This window comes from Streptococcus sp. 'group B', assembly GCF_002073795.1.
GTDB lineage: Bacteria > Bacillota > Bacilli > Lactobacillales > Streptococcaceae > Streptococcus > Streptococcus agalactiae.
The window spans coordinates 342,059-367,500 of sequence record NZ_CP020432.1; the positions used below are offsets into that span (position 1 = coordinate 342,059).

Genomic DNA, 25,442 nt, shown 5'->3' on the forward strand with positions numbered 1-25,442 from the left:
CACCAGTATACCACAAAAAAATTAACTGGTAAAGTACTTTGTTGATAAATTTAAAAATAAATAGCAAAGTAATTAAATATCAATCAAAAGTAATAAGTTCAAAGATATATTAAACCTTTATTAATGAGGTTTAGATTTGACAAGTGATGTTAAGTGAAAGATGAATGAGGAAAATACCCAACGAGAAAGTAGCTAATGGCTATCATTGTGCATATAAAAAAACGATCGATGAGTGATCGTTTTTCAGCAAACTAAATAATTATTTTTAATGTAATTGAATGAAAATTTATACTTGTGAAAGTGTATCGGTTAAGTTAATAAGGTCAGTTTTTATTTATCGTAAGCACTTAGGAAGTGTTTTGGAGCGTATCCACGAGAGTAGATAAACCCGGCATCGCGTGAAGGATAGCTTGATTCAGAAGGCGCATACCCACGAGAGTAGATAAATCCGGCATCACGTGAAGGATAAGACACTGTGTCTGCCTTCGCAAGACTTGCTGAAGTAGCTAATAATAGAGTGACAGCTGAAGCTGCTGTTAAAACACTGATTTTAAGTTTCATTATAAAATCCTTTCAAAGATAATAAACTATTCTTGCACAGTGGTTAGTTCATTTTGTGCATACTATATTATATCATCAAAAGCTCATTAAAACAACATGTTTTTAATTTTAAACAAATATATAATTAATTAAATATCGATTAAAATTAAAAAATGAGATTTAGTAACTTATTTAATAGTATACAATCCAATAACGACTGTCTAATTTGATCTATAGTTGAGGCTAGTCGTAGATTTCATCAAAGATGTGGTAATAAAAAATCCCCTCCAGTTCCATTGTAATGATGACAATGACAAAACCTGTAGGGGTATAAATAGTCTATATTTAAATGTGGATAAATTTTATTTTAAGAAGCGTTGTAGAAATTCCTTAGTTCTTTCTTGTGTTGGATTTTCGAAAAGTTGCTTAGGAGTACCCTGCTCTGCAATGATTCCTTTGTCCATGAAAATAACGCGGTCTGATACTTCTTTAGCAAATTCCATCTCGTGTGTCACAATTATCATTGTTAATCCAGATTTAGCTAGATCTTGCATTGTTTTAAGGACCTCACCAACCATTTCTGGATCCAAGGCTGAAGTTGGTTCATCAAAAAGTATAGCTTCTGGGTTAACAGAAAGTGCTCGGGCGATTGCGACACGTTGCTTTTGCCCACCTGATAATTGTTTTGGTTTAGCTTTCCAATATTGCTCAGTCATGCCAACAGCATTTAAGTTTTCTTTAGCAATCTTTTCAGCTTCTTGGCGTTCACGTTTTAGAACAGTAGTCTGTGCAACAATAGCGTTCTCTAAGATGTTTAAATTCTCAAAGAGGTTAAAAGATTGAAAGACCATCCCAAGTTTTTCACGATAATTATTTAAATCATAGCCTTTTTCAAGAACATTGTGACCGTGATATAAGATTTCTCCTCCACTTGGTTCTTCTAAGAGGTTAATAGAACGTAGGAAAGTTGATTTTCCTGATCCAGAAGAACCAATGATAGAAATAACTTCGCCTTTGTTGACCGAAAGCGAAATGTCTTTTAACACTTCATTGCTTCCGTAAGATTTTTTCAAATGTTTAATTTCTAAAATAGCTTGTGTCATACCAACCTCCTAGACTTGTAATTGATTCGCACCGGTTGTGTAATTATCTGAATCAAAACGTTTTTCAATGTAACGTAAGATACGTGTTACGGTGAAGGTTAAGATGAAGTAAATAATCGCAATAATGGTGAATGTTTGGAAATATTGGTAGGTTTGTGTTGCAACAGTATTACCAGAGAAGTAGAGTTCGACAACAGAGATAACGTTCAGTACAGAGGTATCTTTGATATTGATAACAAACTCATTACCAGTAGCTGGGAGTATGTTACGTACAACTTGTGGTAGAACAATTTTTCGCATGGTTTGTCCATGGGTGAAACCAAGTGCAGTTGCGGCTTCAAATTGTCCTTTATCAACAGAGAAAATACCACCACGTACAATTTCGCTCATATAAGCACCAGTATTGATTGAAACAATAAATATAGCTGCTAGTGTACGGTCCAGCGAAACTCCGAAAGCTTGTGCTGTTCCGTAGTAGATAACCATTGATTGTACAATCATAGGTGTCCCGCGGAAGACCTCAATATAGATGTTAAGTAACCAACCTAATAATTTTTGTAAGGCAGCCTTTAACTTATTGTCAGATTTTGGTGCTGTACGGAAAACACCGATGAGAAGGCCGATAAATAATCCGACGATAGTTCCTACCATAGAAATTAGGAGGGTTGTAGCTGTTCCTCTGAGGAATTGAGAACCATTGTTTTTTAAAATAGTTGCCATCTGTTCAAAGAAGTTTGGTTTTCCATTTTTTTCTTTTTTAACGGATGGTTGTTCTTTAATCATCTTATCCATCAAGGCGATTTGTTTATCTCTAGAAATGCTTTCGAGAACTTGATTGACTTGATTAATACGATTGTCACCTTTACGCATCCCAACGGAAATATTTGTATCGGCATCAGATGTTTTAAACCCTTGGTGCAGTTCAATCATTTTTAATTTAGGATTAGCAGTTTGAGCGGAAGTTGCATCTGGACGTTCTGAAACATAGGCGTCTACAACACCAGATTCTACAGCTTGTCTTAATTGATTAAAGTCCCCCATGGCAACTTCTTTTTTGACACCATTGATTTGATCAATGAGGTTGTATAAGTAGACTCCTTGTTGGGCAGTTACTTTAGCATTTTTGAAATCACTAATATTTTTAGCATTAGTATATTTTCCTTCAGCGTTAACAACTAGAGTAGGTTCTGAAATGTAGTAAGGCTTTGAAAAATTAATTTCTTTTTTACGTTCTTCGGTAGGACTCATTCCTGCAATAATCATATCGAGTTTTCCAGAAGTTAGTGCTGGAACAAGGCCTTCCCATTTTGTTTTGACAACAACAACTTTTTTATTTAACTTTTTAGCTAACTTTTTAGCGACTTGTACATCATAACCATTAGCATATTGATCAGTTCCTTCAATAGGAACTGCACCATTTGTGTTATCATTTTGTGTCCAGTTGAAAGGCGCATAGGCTGCCTCCATACCGACACGTAGATATTCATCTGCTTGTATACTTGTCATACCTCCAAAGGTGATAAGCAAAGCAGTGAATAAACTTAGTAATATTTTTTTCATTCAACAGCCTCCGATAAGTTACTTCCTCCTATTTTACCGAAAAACAAGGTCGATTTCAATATCATTATCTTATTGAAAGCGATTAATTGTATTTTTATGTTAAAATGGTATACAAACAAAGGAGGGAGGATGATAATGAAGAAATGTTTTTTGGCTATTTGTTTAGCTCTTAGTTTTTTTATGGTTTCAGTTCAAGCAGATGAGGTGGACTATAACATTCCTCATTATGAGGGTAATCTAACTATTCACAATGATAATAGTGCTGATTTTACAGAGAAGGTTACTTACCAATTTGATTCGTCCTATAATGGACAGTATGTCACGTTAGGTACGGCGGGTAAGTTACCTGACAATTTTGATATTAATAATAAGCCACAGGTTGAAGTTTCAATTAATGGTAAAGTAAGGAAAGTTAGTTACCAGATAGAAGATTTGGAGGATGGCTACCGTTTGAAAGTGTTTAATGGTGGTGAAGCAGGTGATACTGTTAAAGTCAATGTTCAGTGGAAACTAAAAAATGTTCTATTTATGCATAAGGATGTTGGTGAACTTAACTGGATTCCTATTAGCGACTGGGATAAAACGTTAGAGAAAGTAGATTTTTGGATATCAACTGACAAAAAGGTTGCTCTTTCTCGTCTTTGGGGGCACTTGGGTTATCTTAAAACTCCTCCTAAAATAAGACAAAATAATAATCGTTACCATTTGACAGCTTTTAATGTAAACAAACGATTAGAATTTCATGGTTATTGGGATAGATCTTATTTTAATCTACCTACAAACAGTAAAAATAATTACAAGAAAAAAATTGAACATCAAGAGAAGATAATAGAGCGTCATGGTTTTATCCTAAGTTTCTTGTTAAGGATATTATTACCTTCATTCTTTATTATTGTGACACTATTCATCTCAATTAGGGTGTTCCTGTTTAGAAAAAAAGTTAATAAATACGGGCAATTCCCTAAGGATCATCATTTATATGAAGCACCTGAGGACCTTTCACCATTAGAGTTAACTCAAAGCATTTATAGTATGAGCTTTAAAAATTTTCAAGATGAGGAGAAGAAAACTCACCTTATCAGTCAAGAACAACTCATACAGTCAATTCTATTAGACTTGATTGATAGAAAAGTATTGAATTATGATGATAACTTGTTATCTCTAGCTAACTTAGATAGAGCTTCTGATGCAGAAATAGATTTTATAGAGTTTGCTTTTGCGGATTCTACGAGTTTGAAGCCAGATCAACTCTTTTCTAATTACCAATTTAGTTATAAAGAAACACTACGTGAACTGAAAAAGCAGCACAAGGCTTCAGATCTGCAAAATCAAATGAGACGCCGAGGAAGTAATGCCTTATCAAGAATTACGCGTCTCACAAGGTTGATTTCTAAAGACAATATAAACTCTCTTAGAAGAAAGGGAATTTCATCCCCTTATCGTAAAATGTCTTCAGAAGAGTCTAAAGAATTATCTAGGTTAAAAAGATTCAGTTACCTATCACCTCTTATTTCTTTTGTTGTTATAATTTATACGCTTTTTTTAAATTATTTTACCTATTTCTGTATCTATCTCTTATTGTTTGGTGTTATCCTGTTGTTGAATAAAATCATTTTTATGATGACAAGAAAAATAAGTAACGGTTATATTGTAACTGAAGATGGAGCAAGTCGTGTCTACCAATGGACTAGTTTTAGGAACATGCTAAGGGATATCAAATCGTTTGATCGTTCAGAGTTAGAAAGTATCGTATTATGGAATCGAATATTGGTTTACGCTACTTTATTCGGCTACGCTGACCGTGTTGAGAAAGTACTCAGAGTGAACCAAATAGATATTCCAGAAAGATTTGCAAACATTGATAGTCATCGATTTGCGATTTCAGTCAATCAATCTAGTAATCATTTTTCAACGATAACTGAAGATGTTAGTCACGCTTCTAATTTTAGTGTTAATTCAGGCGGTTCTTCAGGTGGTTTCTCAGGCGGCGGAGGCGGCGGAGGTGGCGGTGCCTTCTAATTTTCCAAAAGTATGGTATAATAAAGAAAAATTTATGGAGTTATTATGTTAATAATTGAATTACTCAAAGCCCTATTTTTAGGAGTCGTTGAGGGAGTGACAGAATGGTTACCTGTTTCTAGTACTGGCCATTTAATCTTGGTTCAAGAGTTTATGAAGTTGAACCAAAGCAAATCCTTTGTTGAAATGTTTAATATTGTTATACAACTTGGGGCAATTATGGCAGTTATTGTCATTTATTTTAAACGCCTTAACCCATTTCAGCCAGGTAAATCTGCTAGAGAAATTCGTTTAACTTGGCAATTATGGTTAAAAGTAGTGATAGCTTGTATTCCATCTATTTTAATTGCTTTACCATTTGATAATTGGTTTGAAGCTCATTTTAATTTCATGATTCCGATTGCAATAGCCCTAATCTTTTATGGTTTTGTCTTCATATGGGTTGAAAAACGTAATGCACACCTCAAACCACAGGTAACCGAATTGGCAAGTATGTCTTACAAGACAGCTTTCTTGATTGGATGTTTCCAGGTTCTCAGTATTGTTCCGGGAACCAGTCGTTCTGGAGCTACTATTTTAGGAGCAATTATTATTGGAACTAGTCGTTCGGTCGCTGCTGACTTTACTTTCTTCCTTGCCATCCCAACTATGTTTGGTTATAGTGGACTTAAGGCGGTTAAATATTTTTTAGATGGTAACGTCTTGAGTTTAGACCAATCTTTAATACTTTTAGTAGCAAGTCTGACAGCTTTCGTAGTTAGTTTATATGTTATTCGTTTCTTGACAGACTATGTCAAACGACACGATTTCACCATCTTTGGTAAGTATCGTATAGTCTTAGGAAGTTTACTCATCCTCTACTGGTTAGTTGTTCATTTATTCTAAAATATAACATAAAAAGCTGAGTATTCCTCAGCTTTTTAGCGTGTTAGGCTGTGAAAAATTGCTAAAAAATAGCTTTTTCGGTATAATAAGAAAACTGAATACTCGTATGAGGTGATGATATGGAAATGAAACAAATCAGTGAAACAACACTGAAAATTACAATTAGTATGGAAGATTTAGAAGATCGTGGTATGGAGCTGAAAGATTTCCTAATCCCTCAGGAGAAGACTGAGGAATTTTTCTATTCTGTCATGGATGAATTAGACTTGCCAGAAAACTTTAAAAATAGTGGTATGTTAAGTTTTCGAGTAACACCTAAAAAAGATCGCATTGATGTTTTTGTTACAAAGTCTGAATTAAGTAAAGATTTAAATTTAGAAGAATTAGCAGATTTGGGTGACATTTCAAAAATGTCTCCAGAAGACTTTTTTAAAACCTTGGAACAATCGATGTTGGAAAAAGGGGATACGGATGCCCATGCCAAATTAGCAGAAATTGAAAATATGATGGATAAAGCAACTCAAGAAGTAGTTGAGGAAAATGTTTCTGAAGAACAACCTGAAAAGGAAGTAGAAACGATTGGATATGTTCACTATGTCTTTGATTTTGATAATATTGAAGCTGTAGTTCGATTTTCACAAACGATTGATTTTCCAATAGAAGCTTCTGAACTCTATAAAAATGGTAAAGGCTATCATATGACAATTTTGCTAGACTTGGAAAACCAACCAAGCTACTTTGCTAATTTGATGTATGCTCGAATGCTTGAACATGCTAATGTGGGCACAAAAACACGAGCTTACTTGAAAGAGCATAGTATTCAATTGATTCATGATGATGCTATTTCAAAATTACAAATGATTGAGATGGGATAAAATGATACCTTTTACAATTGAGTATATTTTTGTATTGATTGGAGCATTTTTATTATCAATCATTCTAACTCCTATTATTCGAGTTATATCTTTGAAGGTAGGAGCGGTTGATAAACCGAACGCTCGAAGAATCAACAAAGTACCAATGCCAAGTAGTGGTGGTTTAGCAATATTTCTCTCCTTTGTTGTAACAACATTATTTTTCATGCCAATGGCGGCCAGTAGACACTTTATAGAAGTCTCTTATTTTCACTACATTTTGCCTGTAATTATTGGCGGTCTCGTAGTTACAACAACAGGATTTATAGATGACATCTTTGAATTAAGACCTCGTTATAAAATGTTGGGAATTATTATTGCAGCTATTATCATATGGAAATTTACACATTTTAGATTTGATAGTTTTAAGATTCCAATAGGTGGTCCACTCTTGGAGTTTGGTCCTATTTTAACTTTCTTTTTGACAGTTTTATGGATTATTTCAATCACTAATGCTATCAATCTGATTGATGGTCTAGATGGTCTAGTTAGTGGTGTTTCAATCATCAGTCTAGCAACGATGGCAGTGGTTTCTTATTTCTTTTTACCTAAAATAGATTTTTTTCTCACGCTAACTATTGTTATTTTAATCGCCTCAATAGTTGGTTTTTTCCCTTATAATTATCATCCAGCCATTATCTACCTAGGTGATGCTGGTGCCTTGTTTATAGGATTTATGATTGGTGTATTATCGCTTCAAGGTTTAAAAAACTCCACAGCTGTTGCAGTGATAACACCTGTCATTATTTTAGGAGTTCCTATTTTGGATACAGCTGTTGCTATTGTGAGGCGTAAATTATCAGGGAAAAAGATTTCTGAAGCTGATAAGATGCACCTGCATCACCGATTGCTATCTATGGGATTTACACATAGAGGAGCAGTTTTAGTTGTTTATGGTATTGCAATTATCTTTTCGCTTATCGCTTTGCTTTTAAATGTTTCTAGTCGTATTGGGGGAATTTTTCTTCTATTGGCTCTACTATTAGTAATGGAAATTTTTATAGAAGGTTTAAATATTTGGGGTGAGAATCGGACACCGCTATTTAATCTCTTAAAGTTCATTGGCAACAGTGATTACAGACAAAGTGTTATTGCTAAATATAGCGATAAGCATCAAAAATAAAAGCCTGAAAAGGCTTTTTTAGTTTTAATCATTTAGATAGCAGTCACACCTCATTTTTGCTATAATTATTTAGAATATAATATCGGGTGAGTGCCCTATAATATCTTCTTTAAACCATAGAGAAATATCACATATTCTCTGTTAACCAAGAAAAGGAGTGTACAATGTCTGTACTTGAAATCAAAAATCTTCATGTTTCTATTGAAGATAAAGAAATTTTAAAAGGTCTTAATTTAACGCTGAAAACAGGAGAAATTGCTGCTATCATGGGTCCAAATGGTACTGGGAAGTCGACACTTTCAGCAGCTATTATGGGAAATCCTAATTATGAAGTTACAGCAGGTGAAATTCTTTTTGATGGTGAAGATATTTTAGAGCTAGAAGTGGATGAACGTGCTCGTTTGGGTCTATTTCTTGCGATGCAATACCCTTCAGAGGTTCCAGGGATTACTAATGCTGAATTTATCCGAGCAGCTATGAATGCGGGAAAGGCTGATGATGATAAAATTTCCATCCGCCAATTTATTACTAAGTTAGATGAAAAGATGGAACTACTTGGCATGAAAGAAGAAATGGCGGAACGTTATCTTAACGAAGGTTTTTCAGGTGGTGAGAAGAAGCGCAATGAAATTTTACAACTCCTAATGTTAGAGCCTAAGTTTGCCCTCTTGGATGAGATTGACTCTGGCCTGGATATTGATGCTCTTAAAGTGGTATCAAAGGGAGTCAATGAAATGCGTGGTGAAGGTTTTGGTGCTATGATTATTACACACTATCAACGCCTTTTGAATTACATTACACCAGATAAAGTACACGTTATGATGGACGGGAAGGTAGTATTGTCAGGAGGACCAGAATTAGCGGTTCGCCTTGAGAAAGAAGGTTATGCTCAAATCGCTGAAGAGCTTGGTTTAGAGTATAAAGAAGAAGTCTAATTTGTCACTTCAACTAGAAGAGAAAAGGAGTTACAAATGTCTAAAGAAGCTATATTAAATTTTTTACAAGCCAAAGGTGAGCCTACTTGGTTACAAGAATTACGACTAAAGGCTTTTGAAAAAATAGAAGAACTAGAATTACCAGTAATTGAACGTGTAAAATTTCATAGATGGAATTTAGGTGATGGAACTATTTTAGAGAATGACTATACAGCTAACATTCCAGATTTCACAGAGTTAGGAAACAATCCCAAGTTGGTTCAAATTGGGACCCAAACTGTCCTTGAACAAGTTCCTATGGAATTAATAGAGAAAGGCGTTGTCTTTACAGATTTCTATTCGGCTTTGGAAGAAATTCCAGAAGTCATAGAGCGCTACTTTGGGAAAGCACGTCCTTTTGAAGAAGATAGACTTGCTGCCTATCACACAGCTTACTTCAACAGTGGTGCAGTGCTTTATATTCCAGATAATGTTGAAATTACTCAACCAATCGAAGGTCTTTTTTATCAAGATAGTCAATCTAAAGTACCATTTAATAAGCATATCCTTCTTATTGTTGGAAAAAATGCAAAAGTTAGTTACTTAGAGCGATTTGAGTCAATTGGTGATGGGACAGAACGAACAAGTGCTAATATTTCTGTAGAAGTAATTGCCCAAGCAGGTAGCCAAATTAAATTTGCCTCAATTGATCGCCTCGGAGAAAATGTGACAACGTTTATAAGTCGTCGTGGTCGTCACAGTAGCGATGCAACAATAGATTGGGCCCTTGGGGTGATGAATGAGGGCAATGTTGTTGCTGACTTTGATTCTGATTTAATTGGTGATGGAAGCCACGCTAATTTAAAAGTAGTTGCTGCTTCGTCAGGGCGTCAAGTTCAAGGAATTGATACGCGTGTTACAAACTACGGCTGTAATTCAGTAGGACATATTTTACAGCATGGGGTTATTTTAGAGCGTGGGACTCTTACTTTTAACGGTATCGGACATATTATAAAAGGTGCAAAGGGAGCAGACGCCCAACAAGAAAGCCGAGTTCTCATGTTATCAGACAAAGCACGTTCAGATGCTAATCCTATCCTTTTGATTGATGAAAATGATGTTACAGCTGGTCACGCAGCCTCAATTGGTCAGGTTGACCCAGAGGATTTATATTATTTGATGAGCCGTGGCTTGAACCAAAAAACAGCAGAGCAATTAGTTATTCGTGGATTTTTAGGAACAGTCATTGCTGAAATACCAGTAAAAGAAGTTCGCGATGAAATGATTGCCGTTATTGATACAAAACTAGAAAAACGTTAATATGACATTACTAGATAGTTATAAACTAAAGCAAGATTTCCCAATTTTAAATCAATTAGTTAATGATGAGCCGCTTATCTATTTAGATAATGCAGCAACGACACAAAAACCGAATCAAGTTTTAGAAACTTTGCGAGATTACTACCAAAATGACAATGCAAATGTCCATCGTGGTGTTCATACTTTAGCAGAACGAGCGACTGCTCAGTACGAGACTGCTCGTGAAAAAGCAAGGCAGTTTTTAAATGCTAAATCAAGTAAAGAAATTTTATTCACACGTGGCACCACAACAGGATTAAATTGGGTAGCTAAGTTTGCCGAAAGTATTTTAGAACGAGGTGATGAGGTACTTATTTCCATTATGGAGCATCATTCTAATATTATCCCATGGCAACAAGCTTGCGAGAGAACTGGTGCTAAATTGGTTTATGCCTATCTAAAAGATGGTTCTTTAGATTTAGAAGATTTCTATAATAAATTATCCTCTAAAACTAAATTTGTTAGTTTGGCACATATCTCAAATGTACTTGGCTGTATTACACCAGTAAAAGCAATAGCAGAACGTGTGCATCAAGTTGGGGCATACATGGTTGTTGATGGAGCTCAATCAGCGCCACATATGGCGATTGATGTTCAAGACCTTGATTGTGATTTCTTCGCCTTATCTGGCCATAAGATGCTTGGTCCTACTGGTATTGGTGTTCTTTATGGGAAAGAAAGCATTTTAGATAAGATGCCACCTGTCGAATTTGGTGGTGAAATGATTGATTTTGTCTATGAGCATAGTGCAACATGGAAGGAATTGCCCTGGAAGTTTGAAGCTGGAACGCCTAATATTGCTGGAGCGATCGCTTTTGGAGAAGCTTTAGATTATTTAACGGATGTTGGTATGGATGAGATTCATCAATATGAACAAAGTTTAGTTTCTTATGTGTTGCCTAAATTACAGGCTATCGATGGTTTAACTATTTACGGACCTAGTGATGCTGAATCTCATGTAGGCGTTATTGCCTTCAATTTAGAAGGTTTACACCCACATGATGTGGCAACTGCAATGGATTACGAAGGAGTGGCTGTTCGTGCAGGTCATCATTGTGCACAACCCCTTATTAATCATCTTGGTATCCATTCGGCGGTTCGAGCAAGTTTCTATTTCTATAATACCAAAGAGGATTGCGACAAATTGGTAGACGCTATCCAAAAAACTAAGGAGTTTTTCAATGGCACTCTCTAAATTAGATAACCTCTACATGGCGGTGGTAGCTGATCATTCAAAACACCCTCATCATCATGGATTTTTAGAAGGCGTTGAACAAGTGCAGTTAAACAATCCTACATGTGGAGATGTTATTTCCTTATCTGTTAAATTTGATGGGAATATTATTTCAGATATTGCATTTGCTGGTAATGGTTGTACAATTTCTACGGCTTCATCAAGCATGATGACAGATGCAGTTATTGGGAAAACAAAAGAAGAAGCATTGCAGCTTGCTGATGTATTCTCCAAAATGGTTCAAGGCAATCAAAATCCAAAACAAGAGAAACTTGGGGATGCAGAGTTTCTAGCTGGGGTATCAAAATTTCCACAACGTATCAAATGTGCTACGCTTTCGTGGAATGCTTTAAGAAAGGCTATTGAGAGAGATAATCAGGCAGAACTCTGACAACCATAGTTGAAGGAATTACATTTAAACAACTTTTACTGACATAAGGTAGTCTAGTAGAAGAATGTCTTAAATTTAAATATTAAAGAAAGGATAAGTATGTCCGAAATAAATGAAAAAGTAGAACCACAGCCAATAGATCTTGGGGAATATAAATTTGGATTTCATGACGATGTAAAGCCAATTTATTCTACGGGAAAAGGTCTAAATGAGGCTGTTATTCGTGAGTTATCTGCAGCTAAGGGTGAACCTGAGTGGATGTTGGACTTTCGTCTAAAATCCTTGGAAACGTTTAATAAAATGCCGATGCAGACCTGGGGAGCAGATTTATCAGATATTGATTTTGATGATATTATTTATTATCAAAAAGCATCTGATAAACCTGCGCGTGATTGGGATGATGTTCCAGAAAAAATCAAAGAAACTTTTGAAAGAATTGGGATTCCAGAAGCTGAAAGAGCCTATCTTGCAGGAGCATCAGCACAATATGAATCAGAAGTAGTTTATCACAATATGAAAGAAGAATATGATAAGCTGGGTATTGTTTTTACGGATACTGACTCTGCACTTAAAGAGTACCCAGAGCTATTCAAAAAATATTTTGCTAAACTTGTCCCTCCAACAGATAATAAATTAGCTGCTCTGAACTCTGCTGTATGGTCAGGTGGAACATTTATTTATGTTCCTAAAGGTGTTAAGGTGGATATTCCACTTCAAACTTACTTCCGTATTAATAATGAAAATACTGGACAATTTGAACGTACTCTCATTATTGTTGATGAGGGAGCAAGTGTTCACTATGTTGAAGGTTGTACCGCCCCAACTTATTCTTCAAATAGTTTACATGCAGCTATAGTTGAAATTTTTGCACTTGATGGAGCTTATATGCGCTATACGACTATTCAAAATTGGTCCGATAATGTCTATAATTTAGTGACAAAACGTGCTACCGCTAAAAAAGATGCAACAGTTGAGTGGATAGATGGAAATCTAGGAGCTAAAACAACAATGAAATACCCATCGGTTTACCTTGATGGTGAAGGAGCACGTGGCACGATGTTGTCTATTGCTTTTGCAAACAAAGGACAACACCAAGATACGGGTGCAAAGATGATTCATAATGCCCCCCATACTAGTTCATCCATTGTCTCTAAATCAATTGCTAAGGGTGGGGGAAAAGTTGATTATCGAGGTCAAGTGACATTTAATAAAGATTCCAAAAAATCAGTGTCACATATAGAATGTGACACCATATTGATGGATGATATTTCAAAATCAGATACCATACCGTTTAATGAGATTCATAATTCACAGGTTGCTTTAGAGCATGAAGCAAAGGTGTCTAAGATTTCTGAAGAGCAACTGTACTACTTGATGAGTCGAGGTTTATCTGAAGCTGAAGCAACAGAAATGATTGTTATGGGGTTTGTTGAGCCCTTTACGAAAGAATTACCAATGGAATATGCGGTAGAGTTAAATCGTTTAATTTCCTATGAAATGGAAGGTTCAGTTGGTTAATTGAAGATTTCAAGAGATAATAAAAAGCCCCTATGTTATTGATGAAGGGGCTTTTATATTAGCACAGTTATTATCTAGAGCGCTTTATAAGTAATACTATCCCAGCTAAAAGACAAAGGCTAGCGATGGTGCCCAGAACAATTAAAATAGATACAAAATGTGATTGGATAAATTGATCTGTTTTTGTCCACCACTGTTCTTTTGTTTGAGGCTGTTCTTGAATAGATTTAGTTTTGGTTTTAGTAACTTCTTTTTTAGGTTTAACGGCTTTTAATACAGGAGTTTTAGAAGAAATATTTTTAGCGTCTTTAAAACCTTTTTCTACAAGAGCGTTGACAAACGGATGACGATAGTACTCTCCGTCTTGGTCTGACCAATCGCCAACTCCTAAAACCACAGTTATCAAGCGAGTATTCTGGCGTTTAGCTGTAACTAAGGCATTAAAAGCAGCGCTAGGGCTAGAACCAGTTTTTAAGCCATCTACTCCTTCTAATCCCAATTTAGCGCCGGGGGTAGAGTAGTTATAAGTTGTAAATGTTTCTTCATAAGGAGTTCCGACCATGGCCTTGACTTCAGGATATTTTGTATAGTTCAGTATATCAGGGTATTTTTTAAGGAAATGATAGGTTAAAATTGATAGATCACGTGCAGTCGTAACGTTAGTAGCATTGTTATCGTATTCTTTTGGGGAGTAAAGTCCATTAAAAGCACTCGCTACCGCCCCACTGGGGTTATAAAAGTGAGTTTTTGTCATACCGAGTTTCTTGGCGGTTTCATTGATTCGTTTAATAAAGGCGTCAGGATTGTTTTGTGATAAGTGGTTAGCAATCATAATAGTTGCTACATTAGATGACGGGACAGCCGTCATAGTAATCAGTTCACGAATAGGATAAGCAACCCCAGCATGAATATTGTTATTACTAATTTCATAAATCTTACTTATGGCTTGGTCTGTTTCTGTTGCAGTCACTGTGGTGTTGAGGTTTGTTTTTCCTTTAGCTAAGTCTTCAAATAGTAAATATAAAGTAAACATTTTAGACATGCTAGCGGGATCACGTTCTAAATCGGCGTTATCTTCCCACAAAATATGACCTTTATTGTCAATAACGATAGACGCTTTAGGTTTATTAATATCTTTAACATCATATCCGGCTTCTCGGGTAATTTGCATAATATCTTTATGTTCTTCAGCTTGCACAGAGTTTACACAAGTCAGGGATAATAAAATGCAGAGGAAAGATACGATTAATTTAGGCATAGGTAACTCCTGAAAACTTTTTATTAATATTATAACAAAAAATCACTAATAAAAAAGACATTTCATTAGTGATTTTTAATTTTATATATTCTCCTAAACCTAGCTAAAGAAACTGCTGTGCAGTAACTCCTTGTGTCAAAGGGAGATTACTATTAAAGTTTTTCGTTAACGTAGCGCACAAAATGATTCCACCACACTTTGAGGAAGAAACTGCGCTCAATACTATCTTTTGCCACTAAATGAACGCTAGGTTCCTTTATGAGATAGCCTTTTCCAACCTTATTAAGGTCAACGTAATAAGCTTTCCCTAGGTTCTCTTTTTTTGTAATAGGAGCAGTAAGCTCTTTTTTAAAGTTAATTTTTAACTGATTTTGTTTAGTGATATTTTTCTTCTGTACTACTTTCAAATCGTTTTTAGCAACAGCGATGACCGATTGTTCTTTTCCGTCTCTCACACTTGCTTCTTTACCTTTATATGCAGCTCCTTTAGCTAATACAAGGTTAGGTTCGTAGGTGTTTGTGATATAGTTCAAGAGAGAGTTAGTTGCTGTAAAGCGAGCATATTTGTCTTTATCGGCCTTATCAGCATGCATAATAACAGTGAGTAGTCTCATTCCACTTTCAGTAGATGTAGCAATAAAAGATTGGCCAGCTAATTCCGTTGTCCCAGTTTTCAAACCTGTAATACCTGGTCTAAAGACAGGCATATCTGGTAGCATGTAGTTATAAGAATGCATAATATCTTTATCAAATTTAGCAACGGACTTACTAGTAATCTTAAGAATGGAAGGATATTCGTTGACCAAATGGTAGGCAGCAATAGCAATATCACGTGCACTCATTTTATTTTCGTCGTTTTGTGACGATTTTGGATAAATGTGATTGCCTAACATACTATTATTTAAGCCAGAAGCATTGACTAGGTGGCTATCATGAATTCCCCACTTTTCCAATTGAGCAGTCATTTTATCAACAAATTTACTTTCAGTTCCTGAAATATGTTCAGCTAAAGCAATGGCTGCACTGTTAGCACTAGAAATCATGGCAGCGTCCACGAGTTGTTTAACAGTATAGCGCCTTTTTTCTAAAGGAACATTACTAGCATCAGATTCGCGTGTTAGTTGATAAGGGTAGTCAGATATATTTACTTTGGTATTCCACTTGAGGTTACCGTTATCAATTTCTTTATAGACCATATAAACGGTCATTATTTTAGTCAAGGAAGCAATAGCAGCGGGTTTGTTAGCATCTTTTTCATACAAGATTTTTCCTGAATCTAAATCAACTGCTAAGGCATGTTTAGCGGAAGCATTAAAAGATTCAGCAGAGATGGTTGGCATAAAAAAAATGCAACTAAGTAATAGAATAGAAGTAATAATTTTTTTCAAAATAACACCTTTAGAAATTTTTTAAACTTTGTCCCTCCTATTATACCATATCACTATGTCATACTAGGAATTATTATTTTCAGATAATTGAATGAAGAAAACGTTTGTTATAAAAATGTAAAAAAATGTAAAAAAATGAAAGTTAAAAAATTATCTGAAAATTTTGCGTTTTTGTCTTTTCTTAAGAATTTTTTGTGGTATAATGTTAGTCACTAGATAAATGAATTAGGAGAACAAAGCTATGGCAAAACAGAAAAATAACTGGCGCCGTGTTGGAGTTGGTGTCCTTACACTTGCTTCAGTTGCGACTCTTGCTGCATGTGGAAGTAAATCAGCTTCCCAGGATTCTAATGGAGCGATTAATTGGGCTATTCCAACAGAAATCAATACACTAGATTTATCTAAAGTTACAGACACTTACTCAAATCTAGCTATTGGTAACTCTAGTAGTAATTTCCTTCGCTTAGATAAAGATGGAAAGACAAGACCAGACTTGGCTACTAAAGTTGATGTTTCAAAAGATGGCTTAACTTATACAGCTACATTACGTAAAGGCTTGAAGTGGTCAGATGGCAGTAAACTTACTGCAAAGGATTTTGTTTATTCATGGCAACGTTTAGTTGATCCTAAAACAGCTTCACAATATGCTTACCTTGCTGTTGAAGGGCATGTGCTTAATGCCGATAAAATCAACGAAGGACAAGAGAAAGACTTGAATAAGCTAGGTGTTAAGGCAGAAGGCGATGACAAAGTTGTTATTACTTTATCTAGTCCGTCTCCGCAATTCATCTACTACCTTGCATTCACTAACTTCATGCCACAAAAACAAGAAGTTGTTGAAAAATATGGAAAAGATTACGCAACTACTTCAAAAAATACAGTTTACTCAGGACCATATACTGTTGAAGGTTGGAATGGTTCGAATGGTACTTTCACGCTGAAGAAAAACAAAAATTATTGGGACGCTAAAAATGTAAAAACAAAAGAAGTTCGCATCCAGACTGTTAAAAAACCAGATACCGCCGTTCAAATGTATAAACGTGGTGAGTTAGATGCAGCTAATATCTCAAATACTTCTGCTATTTATCAAGCTAATAAAAATAATAAAGATGTCACAGATGTTCTAGAAGCGACCACTGCCTATATGGAATATAATACTACTGGTTCTGTGAAAGGGCTTGATAATGTTAAGATTCGTCGCGCCTTAAACTTAGCAACTAACCGTAAAGGAGTTGTTCAAGCAGCCGTTGATACAGGCTCAAAACCGGCAATTGCTTTTGCACCTACTGGTTTAGCCAAAACACCAGATGGAACTGATTTGGCAAAATATGTTGCCCCAGGTTATGAATATAATAAAACTGAAGCAGCAAAACTCTTTAAAGAAGGTTTGGCTGAATCAGGCTTGACTAAGCTAAAATTAACAATTACAGCAGATGCTGATGCTCCTGCTGCCAAAAACTCTGTTGACTATATCAAGTCTACTTGGGAAGCTGCTCTTCCAGGACTTACTGTTGAAGAAAAATTTGTAACCTTTAAACAACGCTTAGAAGACAGTAGAAAACAAAACTTTGACATTGTAGTTTCTCTTTGGGGTGGGGATTATCCAGAAGGATCAACTTTCTACGGCCTCTTTAAGTCGGATTCACAAAATAACGATGGAAAATTTGCTAACAAGGACTATGATGCTGCTTATAACAAGGCAATTTCTGAAGATGCGATGAAACCAGCAGAATCAGCGAAGGACTATAAAGAAGCAGAGAAAATTTTATTTGAGCAAGGTGCTTATAACCCACTCTACTTCCGTAGTGGTAAAGGTTTACAAAATCCAAAATTAAAAGGTGTTATTCGTAATACTACAGGTTTGTCAATAGACTTTACACATGCTTATAAAAATAATTAAATTACTTTACACTAAACCTTTGCAAGAATTGGTAATTGCCAGTTCTTGCTTTTGGTTAAGTAAAGAAAGTGAAAGAGTTTGCTATTTTTAGCAATTCTAAGAAAAGGAAATGATATGATTAAATATATTTTAAAGCGTGTTGCTATTTTGTTAGTAACGCTATGGGTTGTCATAACCCTATCGTTCTTTCTGATGCAGATCCTTCCAGGAACACCCTACAATAATCCAAAACTCACTGAAGAAATGATCACATTGCTTAATAAACAGTATGGTTTAGACAAGCCTGTATGGCAACAATATTTGACTTACCTTTGGAATGTACTTCATGGTGATTTTGGAACGAGTTATCAATCAGTGAATCAGCCAGTATCACGTATGATTAGCTTGAGATTAGGAGTTTCAGTACATCTAGGTGTTCAGGCTCTCGTATTTGGTGTTTTAGGCGGTATTTTGGTAGGAGCTATTTCGGCACGTCATAAGAATGATAAAGTCGATGGTATCTTAAGTGTTATTGCAACGCTAGGGATTTCTATGCCTTCATTTATCATTGGTATCTTATTATTAGACTATTTTGGATTTAAGTGGAACTTGTTGCCTTTATCAGGTTGGGGGACTTTCTCTCAAACAATTTTACCTTCTTTAGCTCTAGGACTCCCTACATTAGCATCTGTTTCACGCTTCTTCCGTAGTGAAATGATTGAAACTTTAAATTCTGATTATGTGCAACTAGCTCGTTCAAAAGGTATGACAATTCGTCAAGTAACTCGAAAACATGCTTACCGTAATTCTATGATTCCAATTTTAACTCTAATTGGCCCTTTGGCGGCGGGTCTGTTAACTGGTTCTGCACTAATTGAGCAGATTTTCTCGATTCCAGGAATTGGGCAGCAGTTTGTTACTTCGATTCCAACAAAAGACTATCCTGTTATTATGGGGACAACCATTGTTTATGCAGTAATGTTGATGGTTGCTATCTTGATAACAGACGTTGTTATTAGTATCGTAGACCCACGTGTTCGCTTGCAGTAAGGAGATGTTATGGCAGATAAAAACAGAACATTTAAACTTGTAGGTGCAGGATCTTCTAGCACACAAGAAAAAATTGAAAAGCCTGCTCTTTCGTTTATGCAAGATGCGTGGCGTCGCTTGAAAAAAAACAAATTAGCAGTAGTTTCACTCTATTTATTAGCTCTTTTACTTACTTTTTCGTTAGCCTCAAATTTATTTGTAACTCAGAAGGATGCTAATGGGTTTGATTCGAAAAAAGTAACGACATATCGCAACTTACCACCTAAATTGAGTTCAAACCTTCCTTTTTGGAATGGTAGCATTAAGTACGCTGGAAATACAGAATCTACAGACGCTTATAAGTCTCAAAATGTCCCTGAAAAAGTTAAGTATGCTTTAGGTACAGATTCTCTAGGGAGAAGTGTTGCTAAGCGCATCATCGTAGGTATTCGAATTTCCTTACTTGTAGCTATTGCAGCTACATTCATTGATTTAATTATCGGTGTTACATACGGTCTTGTTTCAGGTTTTGCTGGAGGACGCCTTGATACATTAATGCAACGTGTCGTAGAGGTAATTTCATCAATTCCAAACTTAGTTATTGTTACAATGTTAGGTTTGGTCCTTGGTAACGGTATTACGGCTATTATTATCTCTATTGCTTTTACCGGATGGACTTCTATGTCTCGTCAGGTAAGGAATTTAACCCTATCATATCGAGAAAGAGAGTTTGTGCTTGCTGCACGTTCACTTGGGGAAAGTCCAATTAAAATAGCCTTCAAACATATTTTACCTAACATTTCTGGTATTATCATTGTACAAATTATGATGACAATCCCAAGTGCTATTATGTATGAAGCGGTACTTTCAGCAATCAATTTAGGTGTTAAACCACCGACAGCTTCATTAGGATCATTGATTTCAGATGCACAAGAAAATTTACAATATTATCCATATCAAGTTATCTTGCCAGCTTTAGCATTGGTAATGATTTCATTGGCATTTATTTTGCTTGGTGATGGGTTGCGAGATGCTTTTGATCCAAAATCTAGCGATGAATAAGGAGGTATAATCATGGAAAAAGAAACTATTTTAAGTGTTAATAATCTTCATGTTGACTTCCACACATATGCTGGAGAAGTAAAAGCAATTCGTGATGTCAACTTTGAATTAAAAAAAGGTGAGACTCTTGCAATCGTTGGTGAATCTGGTTCAGGAAAATCTGTAACTACCAGAACTTTAATTGGTTTAAATGCTAAAAATTCAGAGATATCAGGGAATGTTCAATTTAAGGGGCGTAACCTTGTTGAACTATCAGAAGAAGAGTGGACTAAGGTACGCGGGAATGAGATTTCTATGATTTTCCAAGACCCTATGACTAGTTTGGATCCAACGATGAAAATTGGTATGCAAATAGCGGAGCCAATGATGATTCATCAAAAAATTTCAAAAAAGGATGCTTTAAAATTAGCTCTTGAGCTAATGAAAGATGTAGGTATCCCAAATGCTGAAGAGCATATTAACGATTACCCACATCAGTGGTCTGGAGGAATGCGTCAACGTGCGGTTATAGCGATTGCTTTAGCTGCTGATCCTGAAATTCTTATTGCTGATGAACCAACGACTGCTTTAGATGTAACAATTCAAGCACAAATTTTAAACTTAATGAAAAAAATTCAAGCAGAACGAGACTCCTCCATTGTTTTCATAACTCATGACTTAGGGGTCGTTGCAGGGATGGCAGACCGTGTAGCAGTTATGTATGCAGGGAAAATCGTTGAATTTGGAACTGTTGATGAAGTCTTTTATAATCCACAACATCCATATACTTGGGGATTATTGAATTCAATGCCGACAACCGAAACAGAATCAGGTAGTTTAGAGTCAATTCCGGGAACACCACCAGATTTGTTGAACCCACCTAAAGGAGATGCATTTGCAGCTCGTAATGAATTTGCATTAGATATTGATCATGAAGAAGAACCACCGTACTTCAAAGTTTCAGAAACACATTTCGCTGCTACATGGCTTTTAGATGAAAGATCACCTAAGGTGCTTCCTCCATTACCGATCCAAAAACGTTGGGAAAAATGGAACGAGATTGAAGGGAGGAAAGCCCAATGACTGAAAATCGAAAAAAAATAGTTGAAGTCAAAAATGTTTCTTTGACCTTCAATAAAGGAAAAGCTAATGAAGTGAGAGCAATTGATAATGTTAGTTTTGACATTTATGAAGGTGAAGTGTTTGGATTAGTTGGGGAATCTGGATCAGGAAAGACAACCGTTGGACGTTCAATTTTAAAACTTTATGATATTTCTGATGGCGAAATTACCTTTAATGGAGAAGTGATCTCACATCTGAAAGGTAAAGCATTACATAGTTTTCGTAAAGACGCTCAGATGATTTTTCAGGATCCTCAGGCTAGCTTAAACGGCCGTATGAAGATTCGTGATATCGTAGCAGAAGGTTTAGACATACATAAATTAGCTAAATCAAAATCAGATCGTGATAGTAAAGTTCAGGCCCTATTAGATCTTGTAGGGTTAAATAAAGATCATTTAACACGTTATCCGCATGAATTTTCAGGTGGACAACGACAACGTATCGGGATTGCACGTGCTTTAGCAGTAGAGCCTAAATTTATCATTGCTGATGAACCAATATCTGCCTTAGATGTTTCAATCCAAGCACAAGTTGTTAATTTAATGCAAAAATTGCAAAGAGAACAAGGATTGACTTATTTGTTTATCGCACATGATTTGTCTATGGTAAAATACATTTCAGATCGTATCGGTGTTATGCATTGGGGGAAACTGTTAGAAGTTGGAACATCTGATGATGTTTATAACAAACCAATCCACCCTTATACGAAGAGTCTATTATCAGCTATTCCAGAACCAGATCCGGAGAGTGAACGTCAACGTGTTCACCAGCCGTATAATCCAGCTATTGAGCAAGACGGACAAGAACGTCAAATGCACGAGATTACACCTGGTCATTTTGTTTTATCTACACCCCAAGAAGCTGAAGAATATAAAAAACAAATATTATAAAAGATGGCTAGCCCATCTTTTATTTTTTTACTAATAAAATAAATTTAGGTATGGAATTTTAAACTCTATGTTATTGGTGTTAGCCAACAGGAAACTTTTTTCAGAAAATGTAGAAAAAGTATGAAAAAAGAGTTGACAAAGTAAGAGATGATGTAGTAAACTAAATAAGTTGTCTCGAGAGAGCAGTTTCTAGTAGCGCGTAGTTAACAACTTAAAAAAAGTGGTTGACAAAGCAGAATAAGTTTGCTAGAATATAGAAGTTGTCTCAAGAGAGGCAAAGACCTTTGAAAACTGAACAAGACGAACGAATGTGCAGGGTGGATTTACATTGTAAATCCGTCAATGACAAAAAACAATAAATCTGTCAGCGAGACAGAAAAGAGCAAAGCTCAAACTTTTAATGAGAGTTTGATCCTGGCTCAGGACGAACGCTGGCGGCGTGCCTAATACATGCAAGTAGAACGCTGAGGTTTGGTGTTTACACTAGACTGATGAGTTGCGAACGGGTGAGTAACGCGTAGGTAACCTGCCTCATAGCGGGGGATAACTATTGGAAACGATAGCTAATACCGCATAAGAGTAATTAACACATGTTAGTTATTTAAAAGGAGCAATTGCTTCACTGTGAGATGGACCTGCGTTGTATTAGCTAGTTGGTGAGGTAAAGGCTCACCAAGGCAACGATACATAGCCGACCTGAGAGGGTGATCGGCCACACTGGGACTGAGACACGGCCCAGACTCCTACGGGAGGCAGCAGTAGGGAATCTTCGGCAATGGACGGAAGTCTGACCGAGCAACGCCGCGTGAGTGAAGAAGGTTTTCGGATCGTAAAGCTCTGTTGTTAGAGAAGAACGTTGGTAGGAGTGGAAAATCTACCAAGTGACGGTAACTAACCAGAAAGGGACGGCTAACTACGTGCCAGCAGCCGCGGTAATACGTAGGTCCCGAGCGTTGTCCGGATTTATTGGGCGTAAAGCGAGCGCAGGCGGTTCTTTAAGTCTGAAGTTAAAGGCAGTGGCTTAACCATTGTACGCTTTGGAAACTGGAGGACTTGAGTGCAGAAGGGGAGAGTGGAATTCCATGTGTAGCGGTGAAATGCGTAGATATATGGAGGAACACCGGTGGCGAAAGCGGCTCTCTGGTCTGTAACTGACGCTGAGGCTCGAAAGCGTGGGGAGCAAACAGGATTAGATACCCTGGTAGTCCACGCCGTAAACGATGAGTGCTAGGTGTTAGGCCCTTTCCGGGGCTTAGTGCCGCAGCTAACGCATTAAGCACTCCGCCTGGGGAGTACGACCGCAAGGTTGAAACTCAAAGGAATTGACGGGGGCCCGCACAAGCGGTGGAGCATGTGGTTTAATTCGAAGCAACGCGAAGAACCTTACCAGGTCTTGACATCCTTCTGACCGGCCTAGAGATAGGCTTTCTCTTCGGAGCAGAAGTGACAGGTGGTGCATGGTTGTCGTCAGCTCGTGTCGTGAGATGTTGGGTTAAGTCCCGCAACGAGCGCAACCCCTATTGTTAGTTGCCATCATTAAGTTGGGCACTCTAGCGAGACTGCCGGTAATAAACCGGAGGAAGGTGGGGATGACGTCAAATCATCATGCCCCTTATGACCTGGGCTACACACGTGCTACAATGGTTGGTACAACGAGTCGCAAGCCGGTGACGGCAAGCTAATCTCTTAAAGCCAATCTCAGTTCGGATTGTAGGCTGCAACTCGCCTACATGAAGTCGGAATCGCTAGTAATCGCGGATCAGCACGCCGCGGTGAATACGTTCCCGGGCCTTGTACACACCGCCCGTCACACCACGAGAGTTTGTAACACCCGAAGTCGGTGAGGTAACCTTTTAGGAGCCAGCCGCCTAAGGTGGGATAGATGATTGGGGTGAAGTCGTAACAAGGTAGCCGTATCGGAAGGTGCGGCTGGATCACCTCCTTTCTAAGGATAAGGAAACCTGCCATTTGCGTCTTGTTTAGTTTTGAGAGGTCTTGTGGGGCCTTAGCTCAGCTGGGAGAGCGCCTGCTTTGCACGCAGGAGGTCAGCGGTTCGATCCCGCTAGGCTCCATTGAATCGAAAGGTTCAAATTGTTCATTGAAAATTGAATATCTATATCAAATTCCACGATCTAGAAATAGATTGTAGAAAGTAACAAGAAAATAAACCGAAAACGCTGTGAATATTTAATGAGTTTTCTAGTTTTAAAGAAACTAGTTTAATAAGGTTAAGTTAATAAGGGCGCACGGTGGATGCCTTGGCACTAGAAGCCGAAGAAGGACGTGACTAACGACGAAATGCTTTGGGGAGCTGTAAGTAAGCGCTGATCCAGAGATGTCCGAATGGGGGAACCCACTAGTTAATGACTAGTATCCATATCTGTTAAGGATATGAGAAGGAAGACGCAGTGAACTGAAACATCTAAGTAGCTGCAGGAAGAGAAAGCAAAAGCGATTGCCTTAGTAGCGGCGAGCGAAACGGCAGGAGGGCAAACCGAAGTGTTTACACTTCGGGGTTGTAGGACTGCGATATAGGATTAATCATTATAGAAGAATTACCTGGGAAGGTAAGCCAAAGAGAGTAACAGCCTCGTATTTAAAATGATAGATTAACCTTAGCAGTATCCTGAGTACGGCGAGACACGCGAAATCTCGTCGGAATCTGGGAGGACCATCTCCCAACCCTAAATACTCTCTAGTGACCGATAGTGAACCAGTACCGTGAGGGAAAGGTGAAAAGCACCCCGGGAGGGGAGTGAAATAGAACCTGAAACCGTGTGCCTACAACAAGTTCGAGCCCGTTAATGGGTGAGAGCGTGCCTTTTGTAGAATGAACCGGCGAGTTACGATATGATGCGAGGTTAAGTTGAAGAGACGGAGCCGTAGGGAAACCGAGTCTTAATAGGGCGCCATAGTATCATGTTGTAGACCCGAAACCATGTGACCTACCCATGAGCAGGTTGAAGGTGAGGTAAAACTCACTGGAGGACCGAACCAGGGCACGTTGAAAAGTGCTTGGATGACTTGTGGGTAGCGGAGAAATTCCAAACGAACTTGGAGATAGCTGGTTCTCTCCGAAATAGCTTTAGGGCTAGCGTCGATGTTAAGTCTCTTGGAGGTAGAGCACTGTTTGGGTGAGGGGTCCATCCCGGATTACCAATCTCAGATAAACTCCGAATGCCAACGAGATATAATCGGCAGTCAGACTGCGAGTGCTAAGATCCGTAGTCGAAAGGGAAACAGCCCAGACCACCAGCTAAGGTCCCAAAATATAT

The 25,442-nt window shown here is 37.2% G+C and carries 19 protein-coding genes, 1 tRNA gene and 2 rRNA genes (1 of these 22 cut by a window edge); 17 read left to right on the top strand and 5 right to left on the bottom strand.

Annotated features, from left to right (window positions below; genetic code table 11):
• Window positions 1-330 precede the first annotated feature (330 nt).
• The 3 genes from A6J68_RS01980 to A6J68_RS01990 form a co-directional block, all read right to left on the bottom strand.
• Window positions 331-561, bottom strand: a complete 231-nt coding sequence (locus tag A6J68_RS01980) for a hypothetical protein (RefSeq protein WP_000768368.1) — start codon at window positions 559-561, stop codon at window positions 331-333.
• Window positions 562-902: 341 nt separating this feature from the next.
• Window positions 903-1,643, bottom strand: a complete 741-nt coding sequence (locus A6J68_RS01985; RefSeq protein ID WP_000189496.1) for an amino acid ABC transporter ATP-binding protein — start codon at window positions 1,641-1,643, stop codon at window positions 903-905.
• 9 nt (window positions 1,644-1,652) lie between these two features.
• Complete coding sequence (locus A6J68_RS01990; protein ID WP_000722379.1) at window positions 1,653-3,203, bottom strand: ABC transporter substrate-binding protein/permease; 1,551 nt, start codon at window positions 3,201-3,203, stop codon at window positions 1,653-1,655.
• 135 nt (window positions 3,204-3,338) lie between these two features.
• On the opposite strand from A6J68_RS01990, the gene A6J68_RS01995 reads away from it, so the two are divergent.
• The 9 genes from A6J68_RS01995 to sufB all read left to right on the top strand — a co-directional run bounded on the left by A6J68_RS01995 (window position 3,339) and on the right by sufB (window position 13,560).
• Window positions 3,339-5,222: a DUF2207 domain-containing protein gene (locus A6J68_RS01995; protein ID WP_000710510.1), complete on the top strand. Its 1,884-nt coding sequence runs from the start codon at window positions 3,339-3,341 to the stop codon at window positions 5,220-5,222.
• Window positions 5,223-5,267: 45 nt separating this feature from the next.
• The gene (locus A6J68_RS02000; RefSeq protein WP_000905327.1) at window positions 5,268-6,107 is read left to right on the top strand and encodes an undecaprenyl-diphosphate phosphatase; all 840 of its coding nucleotides are present in this window, start codon (window positions 5,268-5,270) and stop codon (window positions 6,105-6,107) included.
• A gap of 119 nt (window positions 6,108-6,226) precedes the next feature.
• The gene (gene mecA / locus A6J68_RS02005) at window positions 6,227-6,982 is read left to right on the top strand and encodes an adaptor protein MecA (protein ID WP_000425371.1); all 756 of its coding nucleotides are present in this window, start codon (window positions 6,227-6,229) and stop codon (window positions 6,980-6,982) included.
• A 1-nt stretch (window position 6,983) separates the two neighbouring features.
• Window positions 6,984-8,144, top strand: a complete 1,161-nt coding sequence (locus tag A6J68_RS02010; protein WP_000612109.1) for a glycosyltransferase family 4 protein — start codon at window positions 6,984-6,986, stop codon at window positions 8,142-8,144.
• 164 nt (window positions 8,145-8,308) lie between these two features.
• The gene (gene sufC / locus A6J68_RS02015; RefSeq protein WP_000114502.1) at window positions 8,309-9,079 is read left to right on the top strand and encodes a Fe-S cluster assembly ATPase SufC; all 771 of its coding nucleotides are present in this window, start codon (window positions 8,309-8,311) and stop codon (window positions 9,077-9,079) included.
• A 36-nt stretch (window positions 9,080-9,115) separates the two neighbouring features.
• Window positions 9,116-10,378 (top strand): Fe-S cluster assembly protein SufD, encoded by a 1,263-nt coding sequence (sufD, locus tag A6J68_RS02020; RefSeq protein WP_000031277.1) that lies wholly within the window; start codon window positions 9,116-9,118, stop codon window positions 10,376-10,378.
• Window position 10,379: 1 nt separating this feature from the next.
• Window positions 10,380-11,612: a cysteine desulfurase gene (locus A6J68_RS02025; protein WP_000173347.1), complete on the top strand. Its 1,233-nt coding sequence runs from the start codon at window positions 10,380-10,382 to the stop codon at window positions 11,610-11,612.
• Window positions 11,599-12,042: a Fe-S cluster assembly sulfur transfer protein SufU gene (sufU, locus tag A6J68_RS02030; protein WP_001218457.1), complete on the top strand. Its 444-nt coding sequence runs from the start codon at window positions 11,599-11,601 to the stop codon at window positions 12,040-12,042. Before A6J68_RS02025 ends, sufU begins: the two co-directional genes overlap by 14 nt.
• Window positions 12,043-12,141: 99 nt before the next feature.
• The gene (gene sufB / locus A6J68_RS02035; RefSeq protein WP_001289834.1) at window positions 12,142-13,560 is read left to right on the top strand and encodes a Fe-S cluster assembly protein SufB; all 1,419 of its coding nucleotides are present in this window, start codon (window positions 12,142-12,144) and stop codon (window positions 13,558-13,560) included.
• Between the two features lie 70 nt (window positions 13,561-13,630).
• Here the strand turns inward: sufB and A6J68_RS02040 are convergent, their stop codons facing one another.
• Together A6J68_RS02040 and pbp3 are read right to left on the bottom strand one after the other, a co-directional pair.
• Window positions 13,631-14,818 (bottom strand): D-alanyl-D-alanine carboxypeptidase family protein, encoded by a 1,188-nt coding sequence (locus A6J68_RS02040; protein WP_001125231.1) that lies wholly within the window; start codon window positions 14,816-14,818, stop codon window positions 13,631-13,633.
• Window positions 14,819-14,970: 152 nt separating this feature from the next.
• A complete protein-coding gene (gene pbp3 / locus A6J68_RS02045; RefSeq protein WP_000720939.1) occupies window positions 14,971-16,206 on the bottom strand; it encodes a D-alanyl-D-alanine carboxypeptidase PBP3 in 1,236 nt (411 codons plus the stop codon).
• Between the two features lie 241 nt (window positions 16,207-16,447).
• Here pbp3 and A6J68_RS02050 point away from each other — a divergent pair, with 241 nt between their 5' ends.
• The 8 genes from A6J68_RS02050 to A6J68_RS02085 form a co-directional block, all read left to right on the top strand.
• A complete protein-coding gene (locus A6J68_RS02050) occupies window positions 16,448-18,106 on the top strand; it encodes a peptide ABC transporter substrate-binding protein (protein ID WP_001118750.1) in 1,659 nt (552 codons plus the stop codon).
• 114 nt (window positions 18,107-18,220) lie between these two features.
• Window positions 18,221-19,135 (top strand): ABC transporter permease, encoded by a 915-nt coding sequence (locus A6J68_RS02055; RefSeq protein ID WP_000598967.1) that lies wholly within the window; start codon window positions 18,221-18,223, stop codon window positions 19,133-19,135.
• A gap of 9 nt (window positions 19,136-19,144) precedes the next feature.
• On the top strand, window positions 19,145-20,176 hold the full coding sequence (locus A6J68_RS02060) for an ABC transporter permease (RefSeq protein WP_000764053.1): 1,032 nt from the start codon (window positions 19,145-19,147) through the stop codon (window positions 20,174-20,176).
• Between the two features lie 12 nt (window positions 20,177-20,188).
• Window positions 20,189-21,238, top strand: a complete 1,050-nt coding sequence (locus A6J68_RS02065) for an ABC transporter ATP-binding protein (protein ID WP_000410289.1) — start codon at window positions 20,189-20,191, stop codon at window positions 21,236-21,238.
• Window positions 21,235-22,167: an ABC transporter ATP-binding protein gene (locus A6J68_RS02070; protein ID WP_105253156.1), complete on the top strand. Its 933-nt coding sequence runs from the start codon at window positions 21,235-21,237 to the stop codon at window positions 22,165-22,167. The genes A6J68_RS02065 and A6J68_RS02070 overlap by 4 nt, the downstream gene beginning before the upstream one ends.
• Before the next feature lie 396 nt (window positions 22,168-22,563).
• Window positions 22,564-24,112, top strand: a 16S ribosomal RNA gene (locus tag A6J68_RS02075).
• A 54-nt stretch (window positions 24,113-24,166) separates the two neighbouring features.
• Window positions 24,167-24,239, top strand: a tRNA-Ala gene (locus A6J68_RS02080).
• 154 nt (window positions 24,240-24,393) lie between these two features.
• Window positions 24,394-25,442, top strand: a 23S ribosomal RNA gene (locus A6J68_RS02085); it runs 1,854 nt beyond the window's last position.
• Together the 16S and 23S rRNA genes with 1 tRNA gene alongside form the textbook arrangement of a ribosomal RNA operon.

Excerpts from the sequence above, each read along its gene's own strand:
- A6J68_RS01980 (WP_000768368.1), bottom strand. The coding sequence starts at position 561 with ATGAAACTTAAAATCAGTGTTTTAACAGCAGCTTCAGCTGTCACTCTA.
- A6J68_RS01985 (WP_000189496.1), bottom strand. The coding sequence starts at position 1,643 with ATGACACAAGCTATTTTAGAAATTAAACATTTGAAAAAATCTTACGGA.
- A6J68_RS01990 (WP_000722379.1), bottom strand. The coding sequence starts at position 3,203 with ATGAAAAAAATATTACTAAGTTTATTCACTGCTTTGCTTATCACCTTT.
- A6J68_RS01995 (WP_000710510.1), top strand. The coding sequence starts at position 3,339 with ATGAAGAAATGTTTTTTGGCTATTTGTTTAGCTCTTAGTTTTTTTATG.
- A6J68_RS02000 (WP_000905327.1), top strand. The coding sequence starts at position 5,268 with ATGTTAATAATTGAATTACTCAAAGCCCTATTTTTAGGAGTCGTTGAG.
- mecA (WP_000425371.1), top strand. The coding sequence starts at position 6,227 with ATGGAAATGAAACAAATCAGTGAAACAACACTGAAAATTACAATTAGT.
- A6J68_RS02010 (WP_000612109.1), top strand. The coding sequence starts at position 6,984 with ATGATACCTTTTACAATTGAGTATATTTTTGTATTGATTGGAGCATTT.
- sufC (WP_000114502.1), top strand. The coding sequence starts at position 8,309 with ATGTCTGTACTTGAAATCAAAAATCTTCATGTTTCTATTGAAGATAAA.
- sufD (WP_000031277.1), top strand. The coding sequence starts at position 9,116 with ATGTCTAAAGAAGCTATATTAAATTTTTTACAAGCCAAAGGTGAGCCT.
- A6J68_RS02025 (WP_000173347.1), top strand. The coding sequence starts at position 10,380 with ATGACATTACTAGATAGTTATAAACTAAAGCAAGATTTCCCAATTTTA.
- sufU (WP_001218457.1), top strand. The coding sequence starts at position 11,599 with ATGGCACTCTCTAAATTAGATAACCTCTACATGGCGGTGGTAGCTGAT.
- sufB (WP_001289834.1), top strand. The coding sequence starts at position 12,142 with ATGTCCGAAATAAATGAAAAAGTAGAACCACAGCCAATAGATCTTGGG.
- A6J68_RS02040 (WP_001125231.1), bottom strand. The coding sequence starts at position 14,818 with ATGCCTAAATTAATCGTATCTTTCCTCTGCATTTTATTATCCCTGACT.
- A6J68_RS02050 (WP_001118750.1), top strand. The coding sequence starts at position 16,448 with ATGGCAAAACAGAAAAATAACTGGCGCCGTGTTGGAGTTGGTGTCCTT.
- A6J68_RS02055 (WP_000598967.1), top strand. The coding sequence starts at position 18,221 with ATGATTAAATATATTTTAAAGCGTGTTGCTATTTTGTTAGTAACGCTA.
- A6J68_RS02060 (WP_000764053.1), top strand. The coding sequence starts at position 19,145 with ATGGCAGATAAAAACAGAACATTTAAACTTGTAGGTGCAGGATCTTCT.
- A6J68_RS02065 (WP_000410289.1), top strand. The coding sequence starts at position 20,189 with ATGGAAAAAGAAACTATTTTAAGTGTTAATAATCTTCATGTTGACTTC.
- A6J68_RS02070 (WP_105253156.1), top strand. The coding sequence starts at position 21,235 with ATGACTGAAAATCGAAAAAAAATAGTTGAAGTCAAAAATGTTTCTTTG.